This window comes from Streptomyces sodiiphilus, assembly GCF_039529215.1.
In the GTDB taxonomy this organism is placed as follows: Bacteria; Actinomycetota; Actinomycetes; order Streptomycetales; family Streptomycetaceae; genus Streptomyces; species Streptomyces sodiiphilus.
Genome location: NZ_BAAAMJ010000043.1, coordinates 17,222 through 35,425, shown reverse-complemented (window position 1 = coordinate 35,425; position 18,204 = coordinate 17,222). Strand labels below are relative to the sequence as shown.

The window sequence follows — 18,204 nt, the reverse complement described above, 5'->3', positions numbered from 1 at the left end:
GCAGGAGAACCGCGGCATCCGTGGAGGGAAGGCGTCGGCCCGCCCGTCTCGCGGTTCGCCGGCCGGCCGTTCGCCGCGAAGACCCACGGCCTTCCCGGCTGTACGGGCCTGGCTCAGCGGTGGGCGCCGAGCAGCCCGGCGTTGCCCGCCAGGGCGCCCTCGACCATCCGCAGGGTGCGGGTGTTGGCGTCGGAGACGGGCTCCACCGGCTCCAGTCCGTTCTCCGGGGCCGTGATGTCGACGTCGATGATGTCGCCCTCGGCGCCGGTTTCCCCGATCCACCCAGCGGTGTTGCCGGTGCCGAAGACAGTGACGGGAGCGACGACCTGAGCCGAGGCCTGGTTGCAGATGACACCGGCAGGAGCGATGAGGACGGCGGTGTTCTCGGCCTCCGCGTCGGAGAACCAGGAGCGCTTCACCTCGGCCTCGCCCTCCTGCTCGACGGCGATGCAGCTCTGGAGCGATGCCTGCGACAGCGAGTCGCCGCCCCGGTCCCACGGCGCGGCGTGGGCGGCCGCAGACGACATTCCGACCATTGCGGCAGCCGTCACCGTAACAGCGGCCAGCCGGATCGATGAACGCATAGTTACTCTCCTATCCTGATCTCCCCTTTTGGAAGAACAGCACGAGTATCACCCGCGACACCGACAGAGAAAGCATCTGCCACGCCGGTATCCCAGCATTCGGGTGGCACCGTCATTCGAATTGCCTAATCGCATTCCGGGCACACAAAGCTGCCCGGCAGGGGTCAGAAATTTCTGGCCCCTGCCGGGCGGCAATTACGGGAGCGGCCCGGAAAAGCCTCCCGCAACCGGTCCATGCGTTCAGCGTGCGAGTTCGGCGTCGGCCATGGGAGCGACACCCTGGTCCGGGCGGAGCATGTCCGCGCCGGCGACGGGCTGCTCCATCCCGGTGCCGGCGACGGGCTGCTCCATCCCGGTGCCGGCGACGGGCTGCGCCGATTCGATGCCGGCCGCGGGCTGCGGCCTCGCGCCGGCGTCGGCGAGCACCCCTTCCACCATGCGGGAAGTCTGCGCGTTGATGTCCTGGGCCGAGAGGATCTCGGGCGGCAGCACACCGTTCCCGGGAGCCTCGATGTCGAGGTCGACCGCTTCTCCCGCCGCCTCGGCGTCCGCCTCCCACCCTGCGGTGTTGCCGTCACCGAACACCGTGACCGGAGCGACGACCTGCGGGGCGACCTGCGTGCAGACGAACGGCCCGAAGAAGATGAAGGTGGCGTTGTTCTCCGCCTCGGCGTCGGAGAAGATCGAGCGCTCGGTCTCGGCCTCCGCCTCCTGATCGACGGACAGACAGCTCTGAATGGTGGCCTGCGACAGCGAGTCGCCACCGCGCGGTCCGGCGCTCGCCGCCGTGGCCGAGGCGCCGACCATCGCGGCAGCCGAAACCGTGACAGCAGCAAGCCGGATCGATGAACGCATAGTTACTCTCCTATCCTGATCTCCCCATGCGGAAGAACAGCACGAGTATCACTCCGCGCCATGCTCCAGGGACTCAGCCACGCCCTGCATGCCCCGCACGGCGGACACCTTCACGCGAATTGCCGTACCGCCTCGTCCGGCCTTCCGCTCCACGACAAGAAAGAACCGCCCGGTCGGCGCCGGTAATTACCGGACGCCAACCGGGCGGCTGGAAAAGGGATTTAGCGTCTCACGGAGCCCGCAGAACTGCCGTGGGGACCGTCAGACCCCCTCGTACATCTCCTCGATGAGGTGGCCGAACTTCTTCTCCACCACCGGGCGCTTCAGCTTCAGGCTGGGGGTGAGTTCGCCGTTCTCGATGTCCAGGTCCCGCGGCAGGAGGCGGAACTTCTTGATCGTCTGCCAGCGCTGGAGCCCGGAGTTGAGCTGCTGCACATACCCGTCGATCAGCTCGCGGGTCCGCTCGTCGCCCACGACCTCCTCGTAGCTCTTGCCACCCAGGTTGTTCTCCGCGGCCCAGCCCATGATGGAGGGCTCGTCCAGGGCGATCAGCGCCGAGCAGAAGTTCCGGCCGGCGCCGATGACCAGGACGTTGGACACGTACGGGCAGACCGCCTTGAACTGGCCCTCGACCTCGGTGGGCGCGATGTACTTGCCGCCGGAGGTCTTGAACAGGTCCTTCTTGCGGTCGGTGATCCGCAGGTAGCCGTCCTCGGACAGCTCGCCGATGTCGCCGGTGTGGAACCAGCCGTCCTCCTCCAGGACCTCGGCGGTCTTCTCCGGCAGGTTGTGGTAGCCCTGCATGACGCCGGGGCTGCGCACCAGGATCTCCCCGTCCTCGGCGATGCGCACCTCAAGGCCCGGCAGCGCCTTGCCGACGGTGCCGGTGCGGTAGGCCTCGCCCGGGTTGACGAAGTTGGCGGCGCTGGACTCGGTGAGACCGTAGCCCTCCAGGATGTGGATGCCGGCGCCGGAGAAGAAGAAGCCGATGTCCGGGGACAGCGCCGCCGAGCCGGAGATGCAGGCGCGCATCCGGCCGCCGAACGCGTCCCGCAGCTTGGAGTAGACCAGCTTGTCGGCGATCGCATGCTTGGTCCGCAGCCCGAACGGCGCCGTGCGCTTGCCGGTCCTGCGGTAGTTCTCCTGGCTGACCTTGCCGTACTCGCGGGCGATCTCCGCGGCCCACAGGAAGATCTTGTACTTGGCGCCACCGGCGGCCTTCGCCTTGGCCGCGACCCCGTTGTAGACCTTCTCGAAGATCCGCGGCACGGCCGCCATGTAGGTCGGCTTCACCACCGGCAGGTTCTCGATGATCTTGTCGACCCGGCCGTCCACGGCGATCACGTCGCCGACCTTGATGTGCGCGGCCAGCAGCACCTTGCCGAAGACGTGTGCCAGCGGCAGCCACAGGTACTGCACGTCGGTGTCGTCCGACAGGTCGATCGCCTCGATCGCGTAGGCCATGTAGGACCACGCGTCATGCGGCAGGCGGACGCCCTTGGGCCGGCCGGTGGTGCCGGAGGTGTAGATGAGGGTGGCGAGCTGGTCCGAGCGCAGGGCGGCGACGGACTCCTTGACGCAGTCCGGGTGCTTCTCCAGGTAGGCGTTGCCGCGCTCGGCGAGCTCCGACAGCGAGAGGACCCAGCCCTCAGGGTCGCCCTCGGCGGCCACCGCGTCCTCGGCCTCCATGACCACCACGTGCTTGAGCTCGGGAAGCTCGGCGCGGCGCTCGCGGACCTTGGCGAGCTGGGCCGCGTCCTCGGCGATCAGCACCTGGCTGGCGGAGTCGGCCAGGATGTAGGCCGTCTCCTCGGCGTTGGTGGTCGGGTAGACGGTGGTCGTCGCCGCGCCCGCGCTCAGGATGCCGAAGTCGGAAAGGATCCAGTCCACCCGGGTGCCGGAGGCGATGGCCACCCGCTCCTCTGCGCTGACGCCCAGGTCCATCAGACCCGCGGCGATGGCGAACACCCGCTCCCCGGCCTCGCGCCAGGTGTAGCCGCGCCAGTCGTCGGGGCCGTCGCCCGCGGAGGGCACAGGGTACCGGTACGCCTCCTTGTCAGGGGTGGCTGCGACCCGATCGAGAAAGAGATGCGCCACGGACGGCGGACGGTTCTCGATCGGATTCTGCTTCTCGCTCACGGCTTCCTCCGGGTCCCGCACTGCAAAAGGGTGACTCACGAGTAACACTCGGAGCGCTCAGACTAAATGCCCGGGCCCCGGTACGTAAGGGCTGTGGCCTCGTCGATGCCGGAACGTGGCCGACGGTGACCATCGGCGACCCGACCGGCCCTGTCCTGCGCGAACGCGGCACACGACGGGACACGGCCCGTCCGGCGAATGGCCGGAACCGGCCCGTCGCGTCCACCGTACGTCCCCCGGCATCCGCCCGCACCACACGCCTCCGGGGCCGGGCACGCCGACGGCGCGCTGGGGGAAACTCCGGCCGCGCCGGAGGAGCACGCGGTCCCGTGGCACGCGCGGCGCGCCGTGCCGAAGCGGGGAGAGCGGGCTACTTCTTGCCCTTGCCCTCGCCGCCGCCGTCCGAGTCGGAGGACAGCGCGGCGATGAAGGCCTCCTGCGGGACCTCGACCCGGCCCACCACCTTCATCCGCTTCTTTCCCTCCTTCTGCTTCTCCAGCAGCTTCCGCTTGCGGGAGATGTCACCGCCGTAGCACTTGGAGAGCACGTCCTTGCGGATGGCACGGACCGTCTCGCGGGCGATCACCCGGGAACCGATGGCCGCCTGGATGGGCACCTCGAACTGCTGCCGCGGGATGAGCTCGCGCAGCTTGGAGGCCATCTTCACCCCGTAGGCGTACGCCTTGTCCTTGTGCACGATGGCGGAGAAGGCGTCCACCTTGTCGCCGTGCAGCAGGATGTCGACCTTCACCAGGTCCGCGGCCTGCTCACCGGTCGTCTCGTAGTCCAGCGAGGCGTAACCGCGGGTCTTGGACTTCAGGGCGTCGAAGAAGTCGAAGACGATCTCCGCGAGCGGCAGCATGTACCGCAGCTCGACGCGCTCCTCGGAGAGGTAGTCCATGCCCTGCAGCGCCCCGCGCCTGGTCTGGCACAGCTCCATGATCGCGCCGATGAACTCGCTGGGCGCGATGAGCGTGGCCCGCACCACCGGCTCCCGCACCTCGGCGATCTTGCCGGTGGGGTACTCGCTGGGGTTGGTGACGGTGTGCTCCGAGCCGTCCTCCATCGTGACCTGGTAGACGACGTTGGGGGCGGTCGCGATCAGGTCGAGGCCGAACTCCCGCTCCAGGCGTTCACGGATGACCTCCAGGTGCAGCAGCCCCAGGAAGCCGACCCGGAACCCGAAGCCGAGCGCCGCGGAGGTCTCCGGCTCGTAGACCAGGGCGGCGTCGTTGAGCTGCAGTTTGTCCAGCGCGTCCCGCAGGTCCGGGTAGTCCGAGCCGTCCAGCGGATAGAGCCCGGAGAACACCATCGGCTTGGGGTCCTTGTAGCCGCCGAGCGCCTCGGTCGCCCCGCCCTTCTGCTGGGTGACCGTGTCGCCGACCTTGGACTGCCGCACGTCCTTCACGCCGGTGATGAGATACCCCACCTCGCCGGCGGCCAGGCCGTCGGAGGGGGTCATCTCCGGCGAGTTGGTGCCGATCTCCAGCAGTTCGTGCGTGGCGCCGGTGGACATCATCTGGATGCGCTCGCGCTTGCCCAGGTGCCCGTCGACGACCTTCACGTACGTCACCACGCCGCGGTAGGCGTCGTAGACCGAGTCGAAGATCATCGCCCGGGCGGGGGCATCGGCCACACCGACCGGGGGCGGGATGCGGCGGACCACCTCGTCCAGCAGCTCGCCGACGCCCTCCCCGGTCTTCGCGGAGACCTTCAGGACCTCCTCGGGCTCGCAGCCCACCAGGTGCGCCAGTTCGGCGGCGAACTTCTCCGGCTGGGCGGCCGGCAGGTCGATCTTGTTGAGCACCGGGATGATGGTGAGGTCGTTCTCCATCGCCAGATAGAGGTTGGCGAGGGTCTGCGCCTCGATGCCCTGGGCGGCGTCCACCAGCAGGATGCAGCCCTCCCCCGCCGCCAGCGACCGGGACACCTCGTAGGTGAAGTCCACGTGGCCCGGGGTGTCGATCATGTTCAGGATGTGCGGGGTGCCGTCCTCGGCCCCCCACGGCATCCGGACGGCCTGGGACTTGATGGTGATGCCGCGTTCCCGCTCGATGTCCATCCGGTCGAGATACTGGGCGCGCATCTGCCGCTGCTCCACCACACCGGTGAGCTGGAGCATCCGGTCGGCAAGGGTCGACTTGCCGTGGTCGATGTGCGCGATGATGCAGAAGTTGCGGATGACAGCCGGGTCGGTGCGGCTCGGCTCCGGCACGTTCGAAGAGATCGCGGGCACGCAAGGTCCTGTCGGGTGAAGGCGGTCGTGGGGCTGGGTCGTCACCCATGCTCCCATGCGCGGAGGCCTGTCGGCGGATTGGGAGGCGGACCCGGCCCGCTGGTAGGCTGGCCCACTGTGTCTCGTGCGCTGCACGCGCACCGGACAGCGAACGACATCATCATCGAACCTGCAAAGGCTCATTCGTGGCGAACATCAAGTCCCAGGTCAAGCGGAACAAGACCAACGAGAAGGCCCGCCTGCGCAACAAGGCGGTCAAGTCCGAGCTGAAGACCGCCGTCCGGCGTGCCCGTGAGGCCGCCGCCTCCGGTGACGTGGAGCAGGCGGAGGCCGCGCGTCGCGTGGCGGCCCGCAAGCTCGACAAGGCCGTCAGCAAGGGCGTTCTGCACAAGAACAACGCCGCCAACAAGAAGTCGGCGCTGGCCGCCCGGGTCAGCTCCCTCAAGGGCTGAGCCGCCGGCTCTCCGCTCGTCGCCGGCCCGGATCCAGCGGCCCCTCTCTCCGCCCGGCCGGCACCGGCACCGCACCACGTTCCTGCGTTCGCCACGCGGGTGCGGTGCCCGCACGAACACAGCCGAAGGCCCCGCGCCCGCCCGTTCCCCCGGGCCGCGCGGGGCCTTTGCGCGTCCGCCCGGCCTCAGCGCGCGCGGGCCACCCGGGCGATCGTCACCACGGCCTTCTCCAGGGCGTAGCCAGGGTCGTCGCCCCCGCCCTTGACGGCCGCGTCGGCCTCCGCGACAGCGCGCAGCGCGGCCGAGACCCCGTCCGCGGACCAGCCGCGCATCTGCTGCCGCACCCGGTCCACCTTCCACGGCGGCATGCCGAGCTCCCGCGCGAGGTCCGCCGGGCGCATCCCGCCCGGGGCCGACGCGAGCTTGCCGATCGCCCGCACCCCCTGCGCCAGGGCACTGCTGATCAGCACCGGCGCGACGCCGGTGGCCAGCGACCAGCGCAGCGCCTCCAGCGCCTCGGCGGCCTTCCCCTCCACGGCCCGGTCGGCCACCGCGAAGCTCGACGCCTCGGCGCGACCGGTGTAGTAGCGGGCGACGACCGCCTCGTCGATGGTGCCCTCCACGTCCGCGGCGAGCTGGGCGCAGGCCGAGGCAAGCTCCCGCAGGTCGCTGCCGACCGCGTCGACCAGGGCCTGGCAGGCGGCCGGGGTGGCGCTGCGCCCGGAGGTGCGGAACTCCTGGCGCACGAAGCCCAGCCGGTCCCCCGGCTTGGTCATCTTCGGGCAGGCGACCTCCCGGGCGCCGGCCTTGCGGGCCGCGTCCAGCAGCCCCTTGCCCTTGGTGCCGCTGCCGTTGAACACCAGCACCAGCGCGACCTCGTCGACCGGGGCCTTGAGGTACGCCTTGACCTCCTTGGCCGTGTCGGCGCCCAGATCCTGGGCCTGCCGCACGACCAGCACCTTGCGCTCGGCGAACAGCGAGGGGCTGGTGAGCTCGGCGAGGGTGCCCGGCTGCAGGCCGCCGGGCGGCAGATCGCGCACGTCGGTGTCCGGGTCGGCCGCCCGGGCCGCGGCGACCACCTGCTGCACCGCGCGGTCCAGCAGCAGCTCCTCCTGTCCCACGGCCAGCGTGAGGGCGGCGAGCGGATCGTCGTTCTTCGTCTTCCCAGCCATCGCCGCCCAGCATCGCACGCCCCGCCGACACGCGGTCCCGCCCGCCTCGGACACAATGCACGGGTGACCGACCTGCGACACATTCTGGTGCTGCCCGACCGTGACGCCGCCGAGGAGGTGGCGGCCGAGATCGCCGAGGGGCCCGGCGAGGCCGCGCCGGCCGGTGAGCCGCTGCTGGTCAGGGATGCCCTGGCGGGCGAGGACGACGCCGAGGACGCCCAGTGGCTGGTGGTCCTGGAGGACCCGGACGGCCGCCTCGACCCGGCCGCGCTGGAGGCCCTGGCCGAGCGGTACGAGGGCTGGCTGGAGCGGGAGTGAACCGCGCCGGCGCCGGCGGTCAGCCGCCGCGCACCACCGGCTCGCGGTCCAGCACCACACCGAAGTGCTCACGGTAGGCGGCCAGCACCTCGGCCTCGTCCGCCAGCTCCGTCACCCGCTCGCCGGGGCCGGATCCGGCGGCGCCGTCGCGGGAGATCTTCAGGGTCCGCCCGCTGAGCGTGACGCGGCCCCCCGGTACCGGCCGGGAGCACACGAGTGACCGCGCGAAGTGCGAGCGCGGCGACGTGCGGTGATACCAGCAGCCCACCTCGAAGTCGGCCAGCGTGCGCGGGCGCAGTTCGAGGCGGTACTGATGCGTTCCGTTCAGCAGGACGTCGAGGTCCCCCTCGGCCGCGTCCTTCAACAGGACGGTGCCCGCCGGGTCGGCCTGCGGATCCCGGCTCTCCAGCAGCACCGGGCGGGAAATGAACCGGCCGAAGCCGACATCCGCCAGCCACGGCCCGGTACCGTCGGCGGTCTCCACGCGCAGCGCCAGGTGATCGAACGGAATGCCGGGCACCCCGCTGCTCCAGTCCCGGGCGGCGAGCGGTGTCACCCGGTAGCCCAGAGCCCCCAGCAGGATGCCGAACGCGCCGTTGAGCTCGTAGCAGAACCCGCCCCGGCCGCGCCGCACCACCTTGTCGACCAGCGCCTCCTCGGTCAGTTCGATCTCCTCACCCAGGTGGATCGCCAGGTTCTCGAACGGGACCGCGCGCAGGTGCGCCTCCTGGAGAGCGGCGAGGGCGGAGGCGTCCGCGACCGCCGGGCGCGGGGCACCGATGCGGTCGAGGTAGGCGGGAAGCCAGGCGTCGTTCATGGATCCGTTGTCGCATGCCGCCCCCGCCGCTGTCATCCGTCCCGGGTCCCGGACCGGCCGGGCCCCGGGGCCTGCGTCCCTCGCCCGATGCGCCGGGACCGCCGGACCGCCTACCGTCCGCGGCATGAGCTCTCCGAAGACACCGCCCCGTCCGGGACCCGACCGCAAGCGGCACGCCCTGCGACGGCTGGCCGAGGACATCGACATCTGGGTGGCCACCACGAGCGCGGACGGGGTGCCGTGCATGGTGCCGCTGTCCTTCCTGTGGCACGAGGGGACGATCTGGATGTGCACCCGGCCCGGCAACCCGACCGCCGCCAACCTCCGTTCCACCGGCCGGGCGGTGCTGTCACTGGACGGCACCCGGGACGTCGTGCTCATCGAGGCGGACGGCGAGGTCGTCCCCGTCGACGCGATGAGCCCGGCCGAGGCCGGGGCGTTCGCCGAGCGCCTGTGGGACGTCCGCGGCAGCGACGCCTGGGTCGCCCTGCGGTGCGTCCCCCGCACCGTGCGCGCCTGGCGCGAGGAGAACGAGCTGGCCGGCCGCCGTCTCATGCGCGACGGCGCCTGGCTGGTCTGACCCGGGGCAGGGCGAAGCACGCGGAAGGACAGGTCCGTCGCCTGTCAGTCACGGGGCAGGGCGGAACGAATGACGGCGTCCTGGTCGGCGCGGAAGGCCGTCAGGGAGATCTCGGGGGCGGTGCGGGACATGGCGGCGAACTCACTACGGGGGACGAAGCGCCTCCGGCGGCACAGTGACGCGGGCTCGCCGATCCGGTGGCCATCTCGCGTAACGGTGGAGGCCCGGTCAGGGTCGGCGTCCTTGTGCCCTCCGGACTGAATGCGCTTGTCACGTGGGGTGATCTCAGGCTTGGCCGTCACGCAGTCCACGATAGACGTGCGGCTCATATGGTTTCCCGGGTCTGGTCGCCGCATAGTGCCTTCTCGTCCCGACGCCGGTCAGCGGTGGGGAGCGCCGGAGGTGCCGAGTACCGCCGGGAGTTCCCCGGGACCTCCGCCCGTCACCGCCAGGGCGCCGTGGCGGTCGGTGCGCGCGACGGTGGCGCCCGCCGCCTCCAGAGCGGCGACCGTGGACGGAGCGGGATGGCCGTAGGAGTTGCCCTCACCGGCGGAGATCAGCGCCAGGCGCGGACGCAGCCGCTCCCACAGCGGCGGGTGCTGGTAGGCCGAACCGTGATGGGCGACCTTGGCGACATCCACCACCGGCAGGTCCGGACGCTCCGCCAGCAGCCGCTGCTGGGACGGCGGTTCCAGATCGCCCGGCAGGAAGACCGTCAGACCGCCGGTGCGCAGCAGCAGCGTGACGCTCGCGTCGTTCGAGCCGTACCCGGCGGCGTGCTCGGGCGGCCACAGTACCTCCCAGCTCAGCTCCTCCCCCAGCCGCCCGGCCTCCCCCGGCCTCGCGGGAACCACCGGCACCCCCGCCTGACGGGCGACCCGGTCCACGAACATCGCCTGCCCCGGCGTCTCCCGCACACTGGACGTCTGTACGACCCCCACCTCCCGGCCACGCAACGCCCCCGGCAGCCCGGCCACATGATCGGCGTGGAAGTGGGTGAGGATCAGCAGCGGGATGCTGCGCACACCCAGCCGGTGCAGGCAGTCGTCCATCGCGGCCGGGTCCGGACCCGTGTCCACCACCAGCGCGGTGTGCGGCCCGGCGGCCACCACCAGCCCGTCGCCCTGCCCCACGTCGCAGGCCACCAGGCGCCAGCCGGGCGGCGGCCAGCCGGTGAGGAACTGGGCCAGCGGAGCCGGACGCAGCACCGCCAGCAGCAGGAGCAGCGCGCACCCCAGCGCGGGCAGCGGCCGTCGCAGGGCGGGCCGGGCGAGCACCAGCAGGGCGACGGTGGCGGCGGCCAGCAGGGCGGCGCCCGTCCAGCCTCCCGGCCAGGCCAGTTCGGCGCCGGGCAGCGAGGCCCCGGTGCGGGCGATGAGCGCGATCCATCCGGTCGGCCAGCCCGCCAGCCAGGCCGCCGCCGCGGCCACCGGGGGCAGCAGCGGCGCGGTGACCAGGGCGGCCCAGCCGAGCAGGAGGGCCGGGGCGAAGGCGAGTTGGGCGAGCAGGTTGCACGGCACGGCGACCAGGCTCACCCGTGCGGAGAACACCGCGACCACCGGGGCGCACACGACCTGGGCGGCTCCGGCCGCCGCGAGCGCCTCGGCGAGCCGCACCGGCACGCGGCGGCGCTGCAGGGCCAGGCTCCAGACCGGCGCGAGGGTGAGCAGCGCTCCGGTCGCCAGCACGGACAGCAGGAACCCGAAGGACCGGGCCAGCCGGGGATCGTGCAGGACGAGGAGGAGGGCGGCGGCGGCCAGCGCGGGCAGCAGGGATCTGCGGCGGCCGGTGGCGATGGCCAGCAGGGCGATGCCCCCGCAGACCGCGGCCCGCAGCACGCTCGGGCCCGGCCGGCACAGCACCACGAAGGCCACCACCAGGGTGCCGCCCAGCAGGGCGGTCAGCCGCAGCGGAATGCCGAGCCGGGCGGCCAGCCCGCCGCGCTCGGCCCGGGACGCGGTGCCGGGCGATCCGATGAGTACGGCCAGCACGAGGGCGAGGTGTGCTCCGCTGACGACGATGAGGTGGGTCATGTCCGTCGCCCGCACCGCGTCGTGCAGTCCGGGCGGGATGCGGGAGGTGTCCCCGACGACCAGGGCGGGGAGCATGCCGCGGGTGTCGGCCGGCAGGGAGTCGGTGATGTCCCGCAGGTCCGCCCGCAGCCGCCCCGCCAGGCGGTGGTGCAGGCCCGGTGGCGCGGTGACGGCGGGCGGACCGGTGCCGGCCGGCCGGAGGACGGCCGCGTAGTCGGTCTCGCGGCCCGGCATCGGCGGCGCGGCCCGGGCCCGCACCTCCAGCCGGGTCGAGGGCAGCAGTTCCTCCCATCTCCGGTGCCGGTCCTCCGGTACCACGAGCAGCACCGGTGCCCGGGTGGCCCGCCGGGTGCCGTCGCCGGACAGGACGGCGATGGTCTCGGCGTCGACCAGCAGGGGCCGGGCGGCGTCGGGGTCCGCCCCGGTGCGTGGGCGGGCCGGGCGCGGGTCGCCCGTGATCCGCACCTCGGCGGTGAGGTGGGACCGCTGCGCGGCGAGGCCGGGCAGCGGTCCGCTCGCGACGGCCGCCGTGTGCAGGGCGGCGACCGTGGCTCCGGCCGCCGCGCACAGCAGGGCCAGCGCGCAGGCCACCGGTACCGAGCGGCGGTGCCCGGGGGAGGCCGGGCGGCTGCCTGCTGTCCCGGCGGGATCGCTGTCGGCCGGTGACGCCCGGCGGGCGAGCAGCAGAGCACCGGCCGCGGCCAGACAGCAGACGGCGATACCCGGAACGACGGTCCGGGCGGGGGCTCCCAGCGCGAGGGCGGCCGCGGCCCACGCCGCGATCGCCGGGGGCACCAGTCGGAGATCGGCGGGACCCTCGGCTTTCCCGGCCGGGTCGCCCGCTCCCAGCCGGCCGGCGGCGTGCACCGGATGCCGCCCGGTGCGCTGTGGCGTGCGGCGCGGCCGGTCAGGGGGTGACACGGTCCCGGATGTCGGCGAGTCTGCGGTCGCCGATGCCGGAGACCTCGCGGAGTTGGTCGACGGAGGTGAAGCCGCCGTGCTGCTGCCGGTAGGCGAGGATGTTGCCCGCCAGCACCGGACCCACGCCCGGCAGGGTCTGCAGCTGTTCGGCGGTGGCGGTGCTGAGGCTGATCGCGCCGCCGGCCCCCTGCCCGGGAGGCGCGCCCCCCGCGGGGAGGGCGGCGTCGTGGCCCGCCCCGGCGGGCGGGGCACCGACCACGATGTGCTCCCCGTCGGCCAGCACCCGGGCGCGGTTGAGGCCGTCGGTGTCCGCTCCGGGTCTGCTGCCGCCCGCGGCCTCGATGGCGTCCATCACCCGTGAGCCGGACGGCAGGGTGTGCACGCCGGGGTTCCGGACCTCTCCTGCGACATCCACGGTGACCTCGGCCTGACCGGTGTCCTGCGCCCCGGGAGCAGCCCCGGCACCGGCCGCCGGGTCCGCGTCGGCCGGTGCCGCCCCCGATCCCGGTTCCGGCGAGGGCACCGGCTCCGCCCGCGCCACCGGTACCGGCCGCGGACGGACGCTCGCGTAGTGGTGGGCGGCGAACCCGGCGGCAACCGCAAGCACCGCGCACAGCGCGATCAGTGCGCGCGGCTCGATCCCGCACCGCGCCTGGGCCCACAGCGGCAGCCGCTCCAGCACGGCGAGCCGCCAGCGCTCGCGGACCGGCAGCGGACCGGCCTCACTGGGGTCGGGTCCGCCGGGGGGCGGGGCACCGGCCGGGTCCGCCCGGCCGTCCCCGGTGCCCGGCTCCGCTGCCCGCGACGGCGGTTCGCCGGCTTCCTCCCGCCCCTCGGCAGCGGTGCTCCCCCGGGCCGGGTGGGCCAAGGGCGCCGACGGCTTCCCCGGCCGGTCACGCACAGCCCAGGACGGGACCGGCGCGGGGTGCGGGGCCGCGCCCTCTGTTCCGTGGCCCGGTGGCTTCACCGGTGGCGACTGCTCCTCGCGTCCCGTGTGCCACCCGTCCCCGTCGTCCCGGCGCCGCAGGACGCGGTGGCCGGCGGCCGGGGCCGGTGCGGGGGGCGGGAACGGCACCAGCACCCCGCTCGCGCGCGGCAGTCCGCCGGCCGGGGTGAGGAGGGCTGCGGCCCTGGCCCGGGGGTCGAGCGGGCCGGTGTGCGGGCGGCGGCCGCGGCCGGGGCCGCCGCGGCCGTGTCTGCCCGGGCCCCGCCCCGCGCCGGACGGTCTGCGTACTCGCGTCGTCTCCATACCGGGCGACGGTAGGGACGCCTGCCGTCATCGGGACGATCATGAACGGATCTTGTGGACGGCGAGCGGGTTGTGGAGAAGTCCGTCACCCGGACGTGTTCAGCGGGGGGAGACCACGACGCCGAGCAGTCCCGGCCCGGTGTGCGCGCCCAGCACCGCACCCACCTCGCTGACGTGGAGTTCCGCCAGCCCCGGCACCCGGTCCGCGAGTCGTTCCGCGAGCCCGCCGGCGCGTTCGGCGGCGGCCAGGTGGTGCACCGCGATGTCGACCGGCGCCGTCCCGCAGTGCTCCACGGCCAGCTCCTCCAGCCGGGCGATGGCCCGGGAGGCGGTGCGGACCTTCTCCAGCGGCTCGATGCGTCCGCCGGTCAGCTCCAGCAGCGGCTTGACCGCCAGGGCGGAGCCGACCAGGGCCTGCGCGGCGCCGATCCGGCCGCCGCGCCGCAGGTGTTCGAGGGTGTCGACATAGAACAGGGCGCGGGTGGCCTCGGCCCGCTTGACTGCCGCCGCGACCGCCTCCTCGGCGGTGCCGCCCGCCTCGACGGTCTGGGCGGCGGCCAGCACACAGAAGCCGAGCGCCATGGCGACACCACCGCTGTCGACCACGTGCACCGGGACGGGGGCGTCCCGCCCGGCCACCGTCGCCGCGTCCCAGGTACCGGAGATCTCCGCCGAGATGTGCAGCGAGACGATGGCGGTGGCCCCCGCGTCCGCCGCCGCCCGGTAGGCGTCGGCGAAGACCGCGGGGCCGGGGCGGGAGGTCGTCACCGACTGCCGCTGCTGGAGGGCCCGGGCCAGCCGCCGGGCGGAGAGTTCGGTGCCGTCCTCCAGGGCCTCGCCACCGATCACCACCGTCAGCGGGACGCTGGTGATCCGGTGCCGGGCGAGCGCGGCGGCCGGCAGATAGGCCGTGGAATCGGTGATGATCGCGACAGTGCTGGCCATGGAGCGGAGCATATCCCCGCCGGGCGCCCCCTCCTCACGGGCCCGCCCGACGGCCCCGGCTCAGCCGGTGCCCTGGGGGCGGCGTCGGAACTTCGCGGAGAGCCGGGCCGGTCCGGTGCCCGGCTCGGGGCCCACCGGCGGTGTGGAGTCCGGGGGCGGCGTGGCGGGAGCCCAGTGCCGCAGCGCGCCTGCCTCGATGTCGATCTGCTGGTGCAGGGCGTCCAGGGCGTCGGTGTCGTGCCGGTGGGCGCGGTCCTGGGCGGCGAAGCGCAGCGAGTCGGCGGAGTTCCTGATGCGGTCGGCGCGCTCCCGCAGCTCCGGCAACCGGGCGGCGATCCGGGCCCGGTCGGGTTCGCCCGCCATCAGCACGTCGAGTTCGCGGTCGAGTTGCCGGGCGTGGCCGTGGAGCTGGTCGAGCAGCCCGAGGGCTTCCCGCAGGGCGGGATCGTCCGACGAGCCGGCCCGCAGGACGGCGCGGGTGGAGTCGATGGAGGACCGCAGCTCGCGGCGGGTGCGTGCCACCTCGCCGGTCAGACCCGGCTGGGCGGCCCTGGCCCGCAGCGCGGTGTCCGACAGCGAGCGGCGCACCTCGCGGCCGGTGCGTTCCACTCCCCTTTTGACGGCCCGTACGGCGCGGACCGTCAGGGCCACGAACATCACGAAGGACAGCAGCACCACGGCGAGAACGATCTCCATGACGGTGCTCTCCTCACGTCGCTTCGGCGCTGTCCGCCTCCCCAGGGTAGGCGGAATCGCGGCGGAAAGGGGACGGTACCGGGCCCTGAGGCTTCCCGGACCGTCCCCTTACGGGTTCCGCCGCCGGGCGGCGGTCAGCCCGGGACGATGTTGACCAGCTTCGGGGCCCGCACGATCACCTTGCGGATGCCCGCGCCGCCCAGCGCCGCGACCACGGCCGGCTCGGCCAGCGCCCGCTCCTCCAGGTCGGCGTCCGCGATCTGCGGCGAGACCTCCAGGCGCGCCTTGACCTTGCCCTTGACCTGGACGACGCAGGTGACCGTCTCGTCCACCACGTAGGCCGGGTCGGCCACCGGGAAGTCCTGGTGGACCACGGAGTCGCGGTGCCCCAGCCGGTGCCACAGCTCCTCGGCGATGTGCGGGGCCAGCGGGGCGATCATCAGGACCAGCGGCTCGGCGACCGAGCGCGGCACCGACGGCTGCTTGGTCAGGTGGTTGTTCAGCTCGGTGATCTTGGCGATGGCGGTGTTGAACCGCAGCCCCGCCATGTCCTGCCGGACGCCGTCGACGGCCTTGTGCAGGGCGCGCAGCGTCGCCTCGTCCGGCTCGGTGTCCACCACGGTGGTCTCGCCGGTGTCCTCGTCGACCACGTTGCGCCACAGCCGCTGCAGCAGCCGGTACTGACCGACGACCGCGCGGGTGTCCCAGGGCCTGGAGACGTCCAGCGGGCCCATGGCCAGTTCGTACAGCCGCAGGGTGTCCGCGCCGTACTCGGCGCAGATCTCGTCGGGGGTGACGGCGTTGCGCAGGGACTTGCCCATCTTGCCCAGCAGCCTGGTCACCGGCCGGCCCTGGTGGAACCAGGCGCCGTCGCGCTCCTCGACCTCGGCGGCGGGAACGGCGATGCCCCGCTCGTCACGGTAGACGTACGCCTGGATCATGCCCTGGTTGTACAGGCGGTGGAACGGCTCGGCGGAGGAGACGTGCCCCAGGTCGAAGAGCACCTTCTGCCAGAACCGCGCGTACAGCAGGTGCAGTACGGCGTGCTCGGCGCCGCCCACGTACAGGTCGACGCCGCCGGTGGGCATGCCCTCGCGCGGGCCCATCCAGTAGCGCTCGATCTCCGGGTCGACCGGCTTCCGGTCGTTGTCCGGGTCCAGGTAGCGCAGCTGGTACCAGCACGAACCGGCCCAGTTGGGCATGGTGTTGGTCTCGCGCCGGAACGGGCGCGGGCCGCGACCGTCGCCCAGGTCCAGGGTGACGTCGACCCACTCCTGGTTCCGGGACAGCGGGGTCTCCGGCTGGGTGTCGGCGTCGTCGGGGTCGAAGGTGCGCGGGGAGTAGTCGTCGACCTCGGGCAGTTCCAGCGGCAGCATCGACTCGGGCAGCGCGTGGGCGATGCCGTCCTCGTCGTAGACGATCGGGAAGGGCTCGCCCCAGTACCGCTGCCGGCTGAACAGCCAGTCGCGCAGGCGGTAGTTGACGGTTCCCTCGCCGATGCCTCGTTCCTCCAGCCACTGGGCGGTGCGGGACTTTGCGGCCGGGACGTCCAGGCCGTCCAGGGTCAGGCCGGGGCCGGAGGAGTTGATGACGCGGGCGTCACCGGAGACGAAGGCGTCGTCCCACTCGGCCGGGTCGGTGCCGCGGCCGTCGTCGGGCTCGACCACGCAGCGCATCGGCAGGCCGAAGGCGCGGGCGAAGGCGAAGTCCCGGTGGTCGTGGGCGGGGACGGCCATGATGGCGCCGGTGCCGTAGCCCATCAGGACGTAGTCGGCGATGAAGACCGGCACCTGCTCGCCACTGACCGGGTTGGTGGCGAAGGCACCGGTGAACACACCGGTCTTGTCCTTGGCCTCGGCCTGCCGCTCGACGTCGGACTTGGCGGCGGCCTGCTTGCGGTAGGCGGCGACCGCCTCGGCCGGGGTGGCGTGGCCGCCCGTCCAGGCCTCGACGGTGCCCTCCGGCCAGGCGGCCGGGACGATCGAGTCGACCAGGTGGTGCTCGGGTGCCAGCACCATGTAGGTGGCGCCGAACAGGGTGTCCTGGCGGGTGGTGAAGACGGTGATGGCCGCGGTCCCGCCGGTCTCCTGACGGACCGGGAAGTCGGCCCGGGCGCCCTCGGAGCGGCCGATCCAGTTGCGCTGCTGCAGCTTGATCGCCTCGGGCCAGTCCAGGCCGTCCAGGTCGTTCAGCAGCCGCTCGGCGTACGCGGTGATCCGCATGTTCCACTGGCGCAGCTTGGACTTGAAGACCGGGTAGTTGCCGCGCTCGGAGCGGCCCTCCGCGGTGACCTCCTCGTTGGCCAGCACGGTGCCCAGGCCGGGGCACCAGTTGACCGGTGCGTCCGAGGCGTAGGCCAGGCGGTAGCCGCTCAGCAGATCGGCCCGCTCCGCGGTGGTCAGCTCCTGCCACGAGCGGCCGTCCGGCACCGGGCGGCGGCCGGACTCGAACTCCTCGGTCAGTTCCCGGATCGGGCGGGCCCGGCCGGCCTCCTCGTCGTACCAGGAGTTGAAGATCTGCAGGAAGATCCACTGGGTCCAGCGGTAGTAGTCCGGGCTGATGGTGGCGAACGAGCGGCGCTGGTCGTGGCCCAGGCCCAGGCGGCGCAACTGGGCCTTCATGGTGTGGATGTTGGCCTCGGTGGACACCCGCGGGTGCGTCCCGGTCTGGACGGCGTACTGCTCGGCGGGCAGGCCGAAGGCGTCGAAGCCGAGGGTGTGCAGGACGTTGTGACCGGTCATCCGGTGGTAGCGGGCGTAGACATCGGTGGCGATGTACCCCAGGGGGTGGCCGACGTGCAGCCCCGCTCCCGAGGGGTAGGGGAACATGTCCATCACGTACTTCTTGGGGCGGGCCACCGTCTCCGGGTCCCCCGCCAGATTCCCCGCCGGGTTCGGCGCCTCGTAGGTGCCGTGCTTGTCCCAGTAGTCCTGCCAGCGCGCCTCGATGTCCGCCGCCAGGGCGGCCCCGTACTTGAATGTCTCGCTCATGGTCCTTCAAGCTCCATCGGTCGTCTCTGCCCCGGCATGGGAAAGCCCCTCGCAGGGAGGGGCAGCCGCGCCGACTCCGGCCCTCTTCACGGGGCCCGGGACTGGTCAGCGCGGCCGGGTAAGCAGAAGGCGTTCGGCACGCATGGCCACAGGGTATCGCACGCAGCGCGACGAGAAGCGGGCCGTCCGGTGAGCGGACGGCCCGTCTGGGGGAAGA

Annotated in this window: 15 protein-coding genes; 3 read left to right on the top strand and 12 right to left on the bottom strand. The window is 72.9% G+C overall.

All coding sequences use genetic code 11. The annotated features are described in order from the left end of the window. Positions 1-113: 113 nt before the first annotated feature. The 4 genes from ABD299_RS18725 to lepA all read right to left on the bottom strand — a co-directional run bounded on the left by ABD299_RS18725 (position 114) and on the right by lepA (position 5,814). Positions 114-584: a hypothetical protein gene (locus ABD299_RS18725; protein WP_344263874.1), complete on the bottom strand. Its 471-nt coding sequence runs from the start codon at positions 582-584 to the stop codon at positions 114-116. Between the two features lie 240 nt (positions 585-824). Next, positions 825-1,439 (bottom strand): hypothetical protein, encoded by a 615-nt coding sequence (locus tag ABD299_RS18720; protein WP_344263872.1) that lies wholly within the window; start codon positions 1,437-1,439, stop codon positions 825-827. Between the two features lie 261 nt (positions 1,440-1,700). Continuing rightward, positions 1,701-3,578 carry an AMP-dependent synthetase/ligase gene (locus ABD299_RS18715; protein WP_344263870.1) on the bottom strand — a complete coding sequence of 626 codons (1,878 nt, stop codon included), beginning with the start codon at positions 3,576-3,578 and terminating at the stop codon, positions 1,701-1,703. Positions 3,579-3,948: 370 nt separating this feature from the next. After that, a complete protein-coding gene (gene lepA / locus ABD299_RS18710) occupies positions 3,949-5,814 on the bottom strand; it encodes a translation elongation factor 4 (protein ID WP_344263868.1) in 1,866 nt (621 codons plus the stop codon). A 185-nt stretch (positions 5,815-5,999) separates the two neighbouring features. Between lepA and rpsT the strand changes: the two genes are divergently transcribed. Continuing rightward, positions 6,000-6,266 (top strand): 30S ribosomal protein S20, encoded by a 267-nt coding sequence (rpsT, locus tag ABD299_RS18705; RefSeq protein WP_344263866.1) that lies wholly within the window; start codon positions 6,000-6,002, stop codon positions 6,264-6,266. A gap of 185 nt (positions 6,267-6,451) precedes the next feature. Here rpsT and holA read toward each other — a convergent pair whose 3' ends face one another. Next, the gene (holA, locus tag ABD299_RS18700; RefSeq protein WP_344263864.1) at positions 6,452-7,438 is read right to left on the bottom strand and encodes a DNA polymerase III subunit delta; all 987 of its coding nucleotides are present in this window, start codon (positions 7,436-7,438) and stop codon (positions 6,452-6,454) included. Positions 7,439-7,501: 63 nt separating this feature from the next. Between holA and ABD299_RS18695 the strand changes: the two genes are divergently transcribed. Continuing rightward, positions 7,502-7,756 (top strand): hypothetical protein, encoded by a 255-nt coding sequence (locus ABD299_RS18695; protein WP_344263862.1) that lies wholly within the window; start codon positions 7,502-7,504, stop codon positions 7,754-7,756. Positions 7,757-7,775: 19 nt separating this feature from the next. On the opposite strand, the gene ABD299_RS18690 is transcribed toward ABD299_RS18695, so the two are convergent. After that, positions 7,776-8,573, bottom strand: coding sequence for an arylamine N-acetyltransferase family protein (locus ABD299_RS18690; RefSeq protein ID WP_344263860.1), 798 nt, complete (start codon positions 8,571-8,573; stop codon positions 7,776-7,778). 124 nt (positions 8,574-8,697) lie between these two features. On the opposite strand from ABD299_RS18690, the gene ABD299_RS18685 reads away from it, so the two are divergent. Beyond that, on the top strand, positions 8,698-9,153 hold the full coding sequence (locus ABD299_RS18685; protein WP_344263858.1) for a pyridoxamine 5'-phosphate oxidase family protein: 456 nt from the start codon (positions 8,698-8,700) through the stop codon (positions 9,151-9,153). 44 nt (positions 9,154-9,197) lie between these two features. Here ABD299_RS18685 and ABD299_RS18680 read toward each other — a convergent pair whose 3' ends face one another. From ABD299_RS18680 to leuS, 6 genes are all read right to left on the bottom strand, one after another. Then, entirely contained in the window at positions 9,198-9,455 is a 258-nt protein-coding gene (locus tag ABD299_RS18680) for a prevent-host-death protein (protein WP_344263856.1), read from the bottom strand. Between the two features lie 78 nt (positions 9,456-9,533). Next, positions 9,534-12,107, bottom strand: coding sequence for a ComEC/Rec2 family competence protein (locus ABD299_RS18675; protein ID WP_344263854.1), 2,574 nt, complete (start codon positions 12,105-12,107; stop codon positions 9,534-9,536). Beyond that, the gene (locus tag ABD299_RS18670) at positions 12,094-13,356 is read right to left on the bottom strand and encodes a ComEA family DNA-binding protein (protein WP_344263852.1); all 1,263 of its coding nucleotides are present in this window, start codon (positions 13,354-13,356) and stop codon (positions 12,094-12,096) included. Before ABD299_RS18670 ends, ABD299_RS18675 begins: the two co-directional genes overlap by 14 nt. A 99-nt stretch (positions 13,357-13,455) precedes the next feature. Further along, positions 13,456-14,301: a DegV family protein gene (locus ABD299_RS18665; RefSeq protein ID WP_344263850.1), complete on the bottom strand. Its 846-nt coding sequence runs from the start codon at positions 14,299-14,301 to the stop codon at positions 13,456-13,458. 60 nt (positions 14,302-14,361) lie between these two features. Beyond that, a complete protein-coding gene (locus tag ABD299_RS18660) occupies positions 14,362-14,997 on the bottom strand; it encodes a hypothetical protein (protein WP_344263848.1) in 636 nt (211 codons plus the stop codon). A gap of 134 nt (positions 14,998-15,131) precedes the next feature. After that, on the bottom strand, positions 15,132-17,987 hold the full coding sequence (gene leuS, locus ABD299_RS18655; RefSeq protein ID WP_344263846.1) for a leucine--tRNA ligase: 2,856 nt from the start codon (positions 17,985-17,987) through the stop codon (positions 15,132-15,134). Positions 17,988-18,204: the final 217 nt, after the last annotated feature.

Coding starts and splice junctions, on each gene's coding strand:
- ABD299_RS18725 (WP_344263874.1), bottom strand. CDS start 584: ATGCGTTCATCGATCCGGCTGGCCGCTGTTACGGTGACGGCTGCCGCA.
- ABD299_RS18720 (WP_344263872.1), bottom strand. CDS start 1,439: ATGCGTTCATCGATCCGGCTTGCTGCTGTCACGGTTTCGGCTGCCGCG.
- holA (WP_344263864.1), bottom strand. CDS start 7,438: ATGGCTGGGAAGACGAAGAACGACGATCCGCTCGCCGCCCTCACGCTG.
- ABD299_RS18690 (WP_344263860.1), bottom strand. CDS start 8,573: ATGAACGACGCCTGGCTTCCCGCCTACCTCGACCGCATCGGTGCCCCG.
- ABD299_RS18685 (WP_344263858.1), top strand. CDS start 8,698: ATGAGCTCTCCGAAGACACCGCCCCGTCCGGGACCCGACCGCAAGCGG.
- ABD299_RS18670 (WP_344263852.1), bottom strand. CDS start 13,356: ATGGAGACGACGCGAGTACGCAGACCGTCCGGCGCGGGGCGGGGCCCG.
- ABD299_RS18665 (WP_344263850.1), bottom strand. CDS start 14,301: ATGGCCAGCACTGTCGCGATCATCACCGATTCCACGGCCTATCTGCCG.
- ABD299_RS18660 (WP_344263848.1), bottom strand. CDS start 14,997: ATGGAGATCGTTCTCGCCGTGGTGCTGCTGTCCTTCGTGATGTTCGTG.
- leuS (WP_344263846.1), bottom strand. CDS start 17,987: ATGAGCGAGACATTCAAGTACGGGGCCGCCCTGGCGGCGGACATCGAG.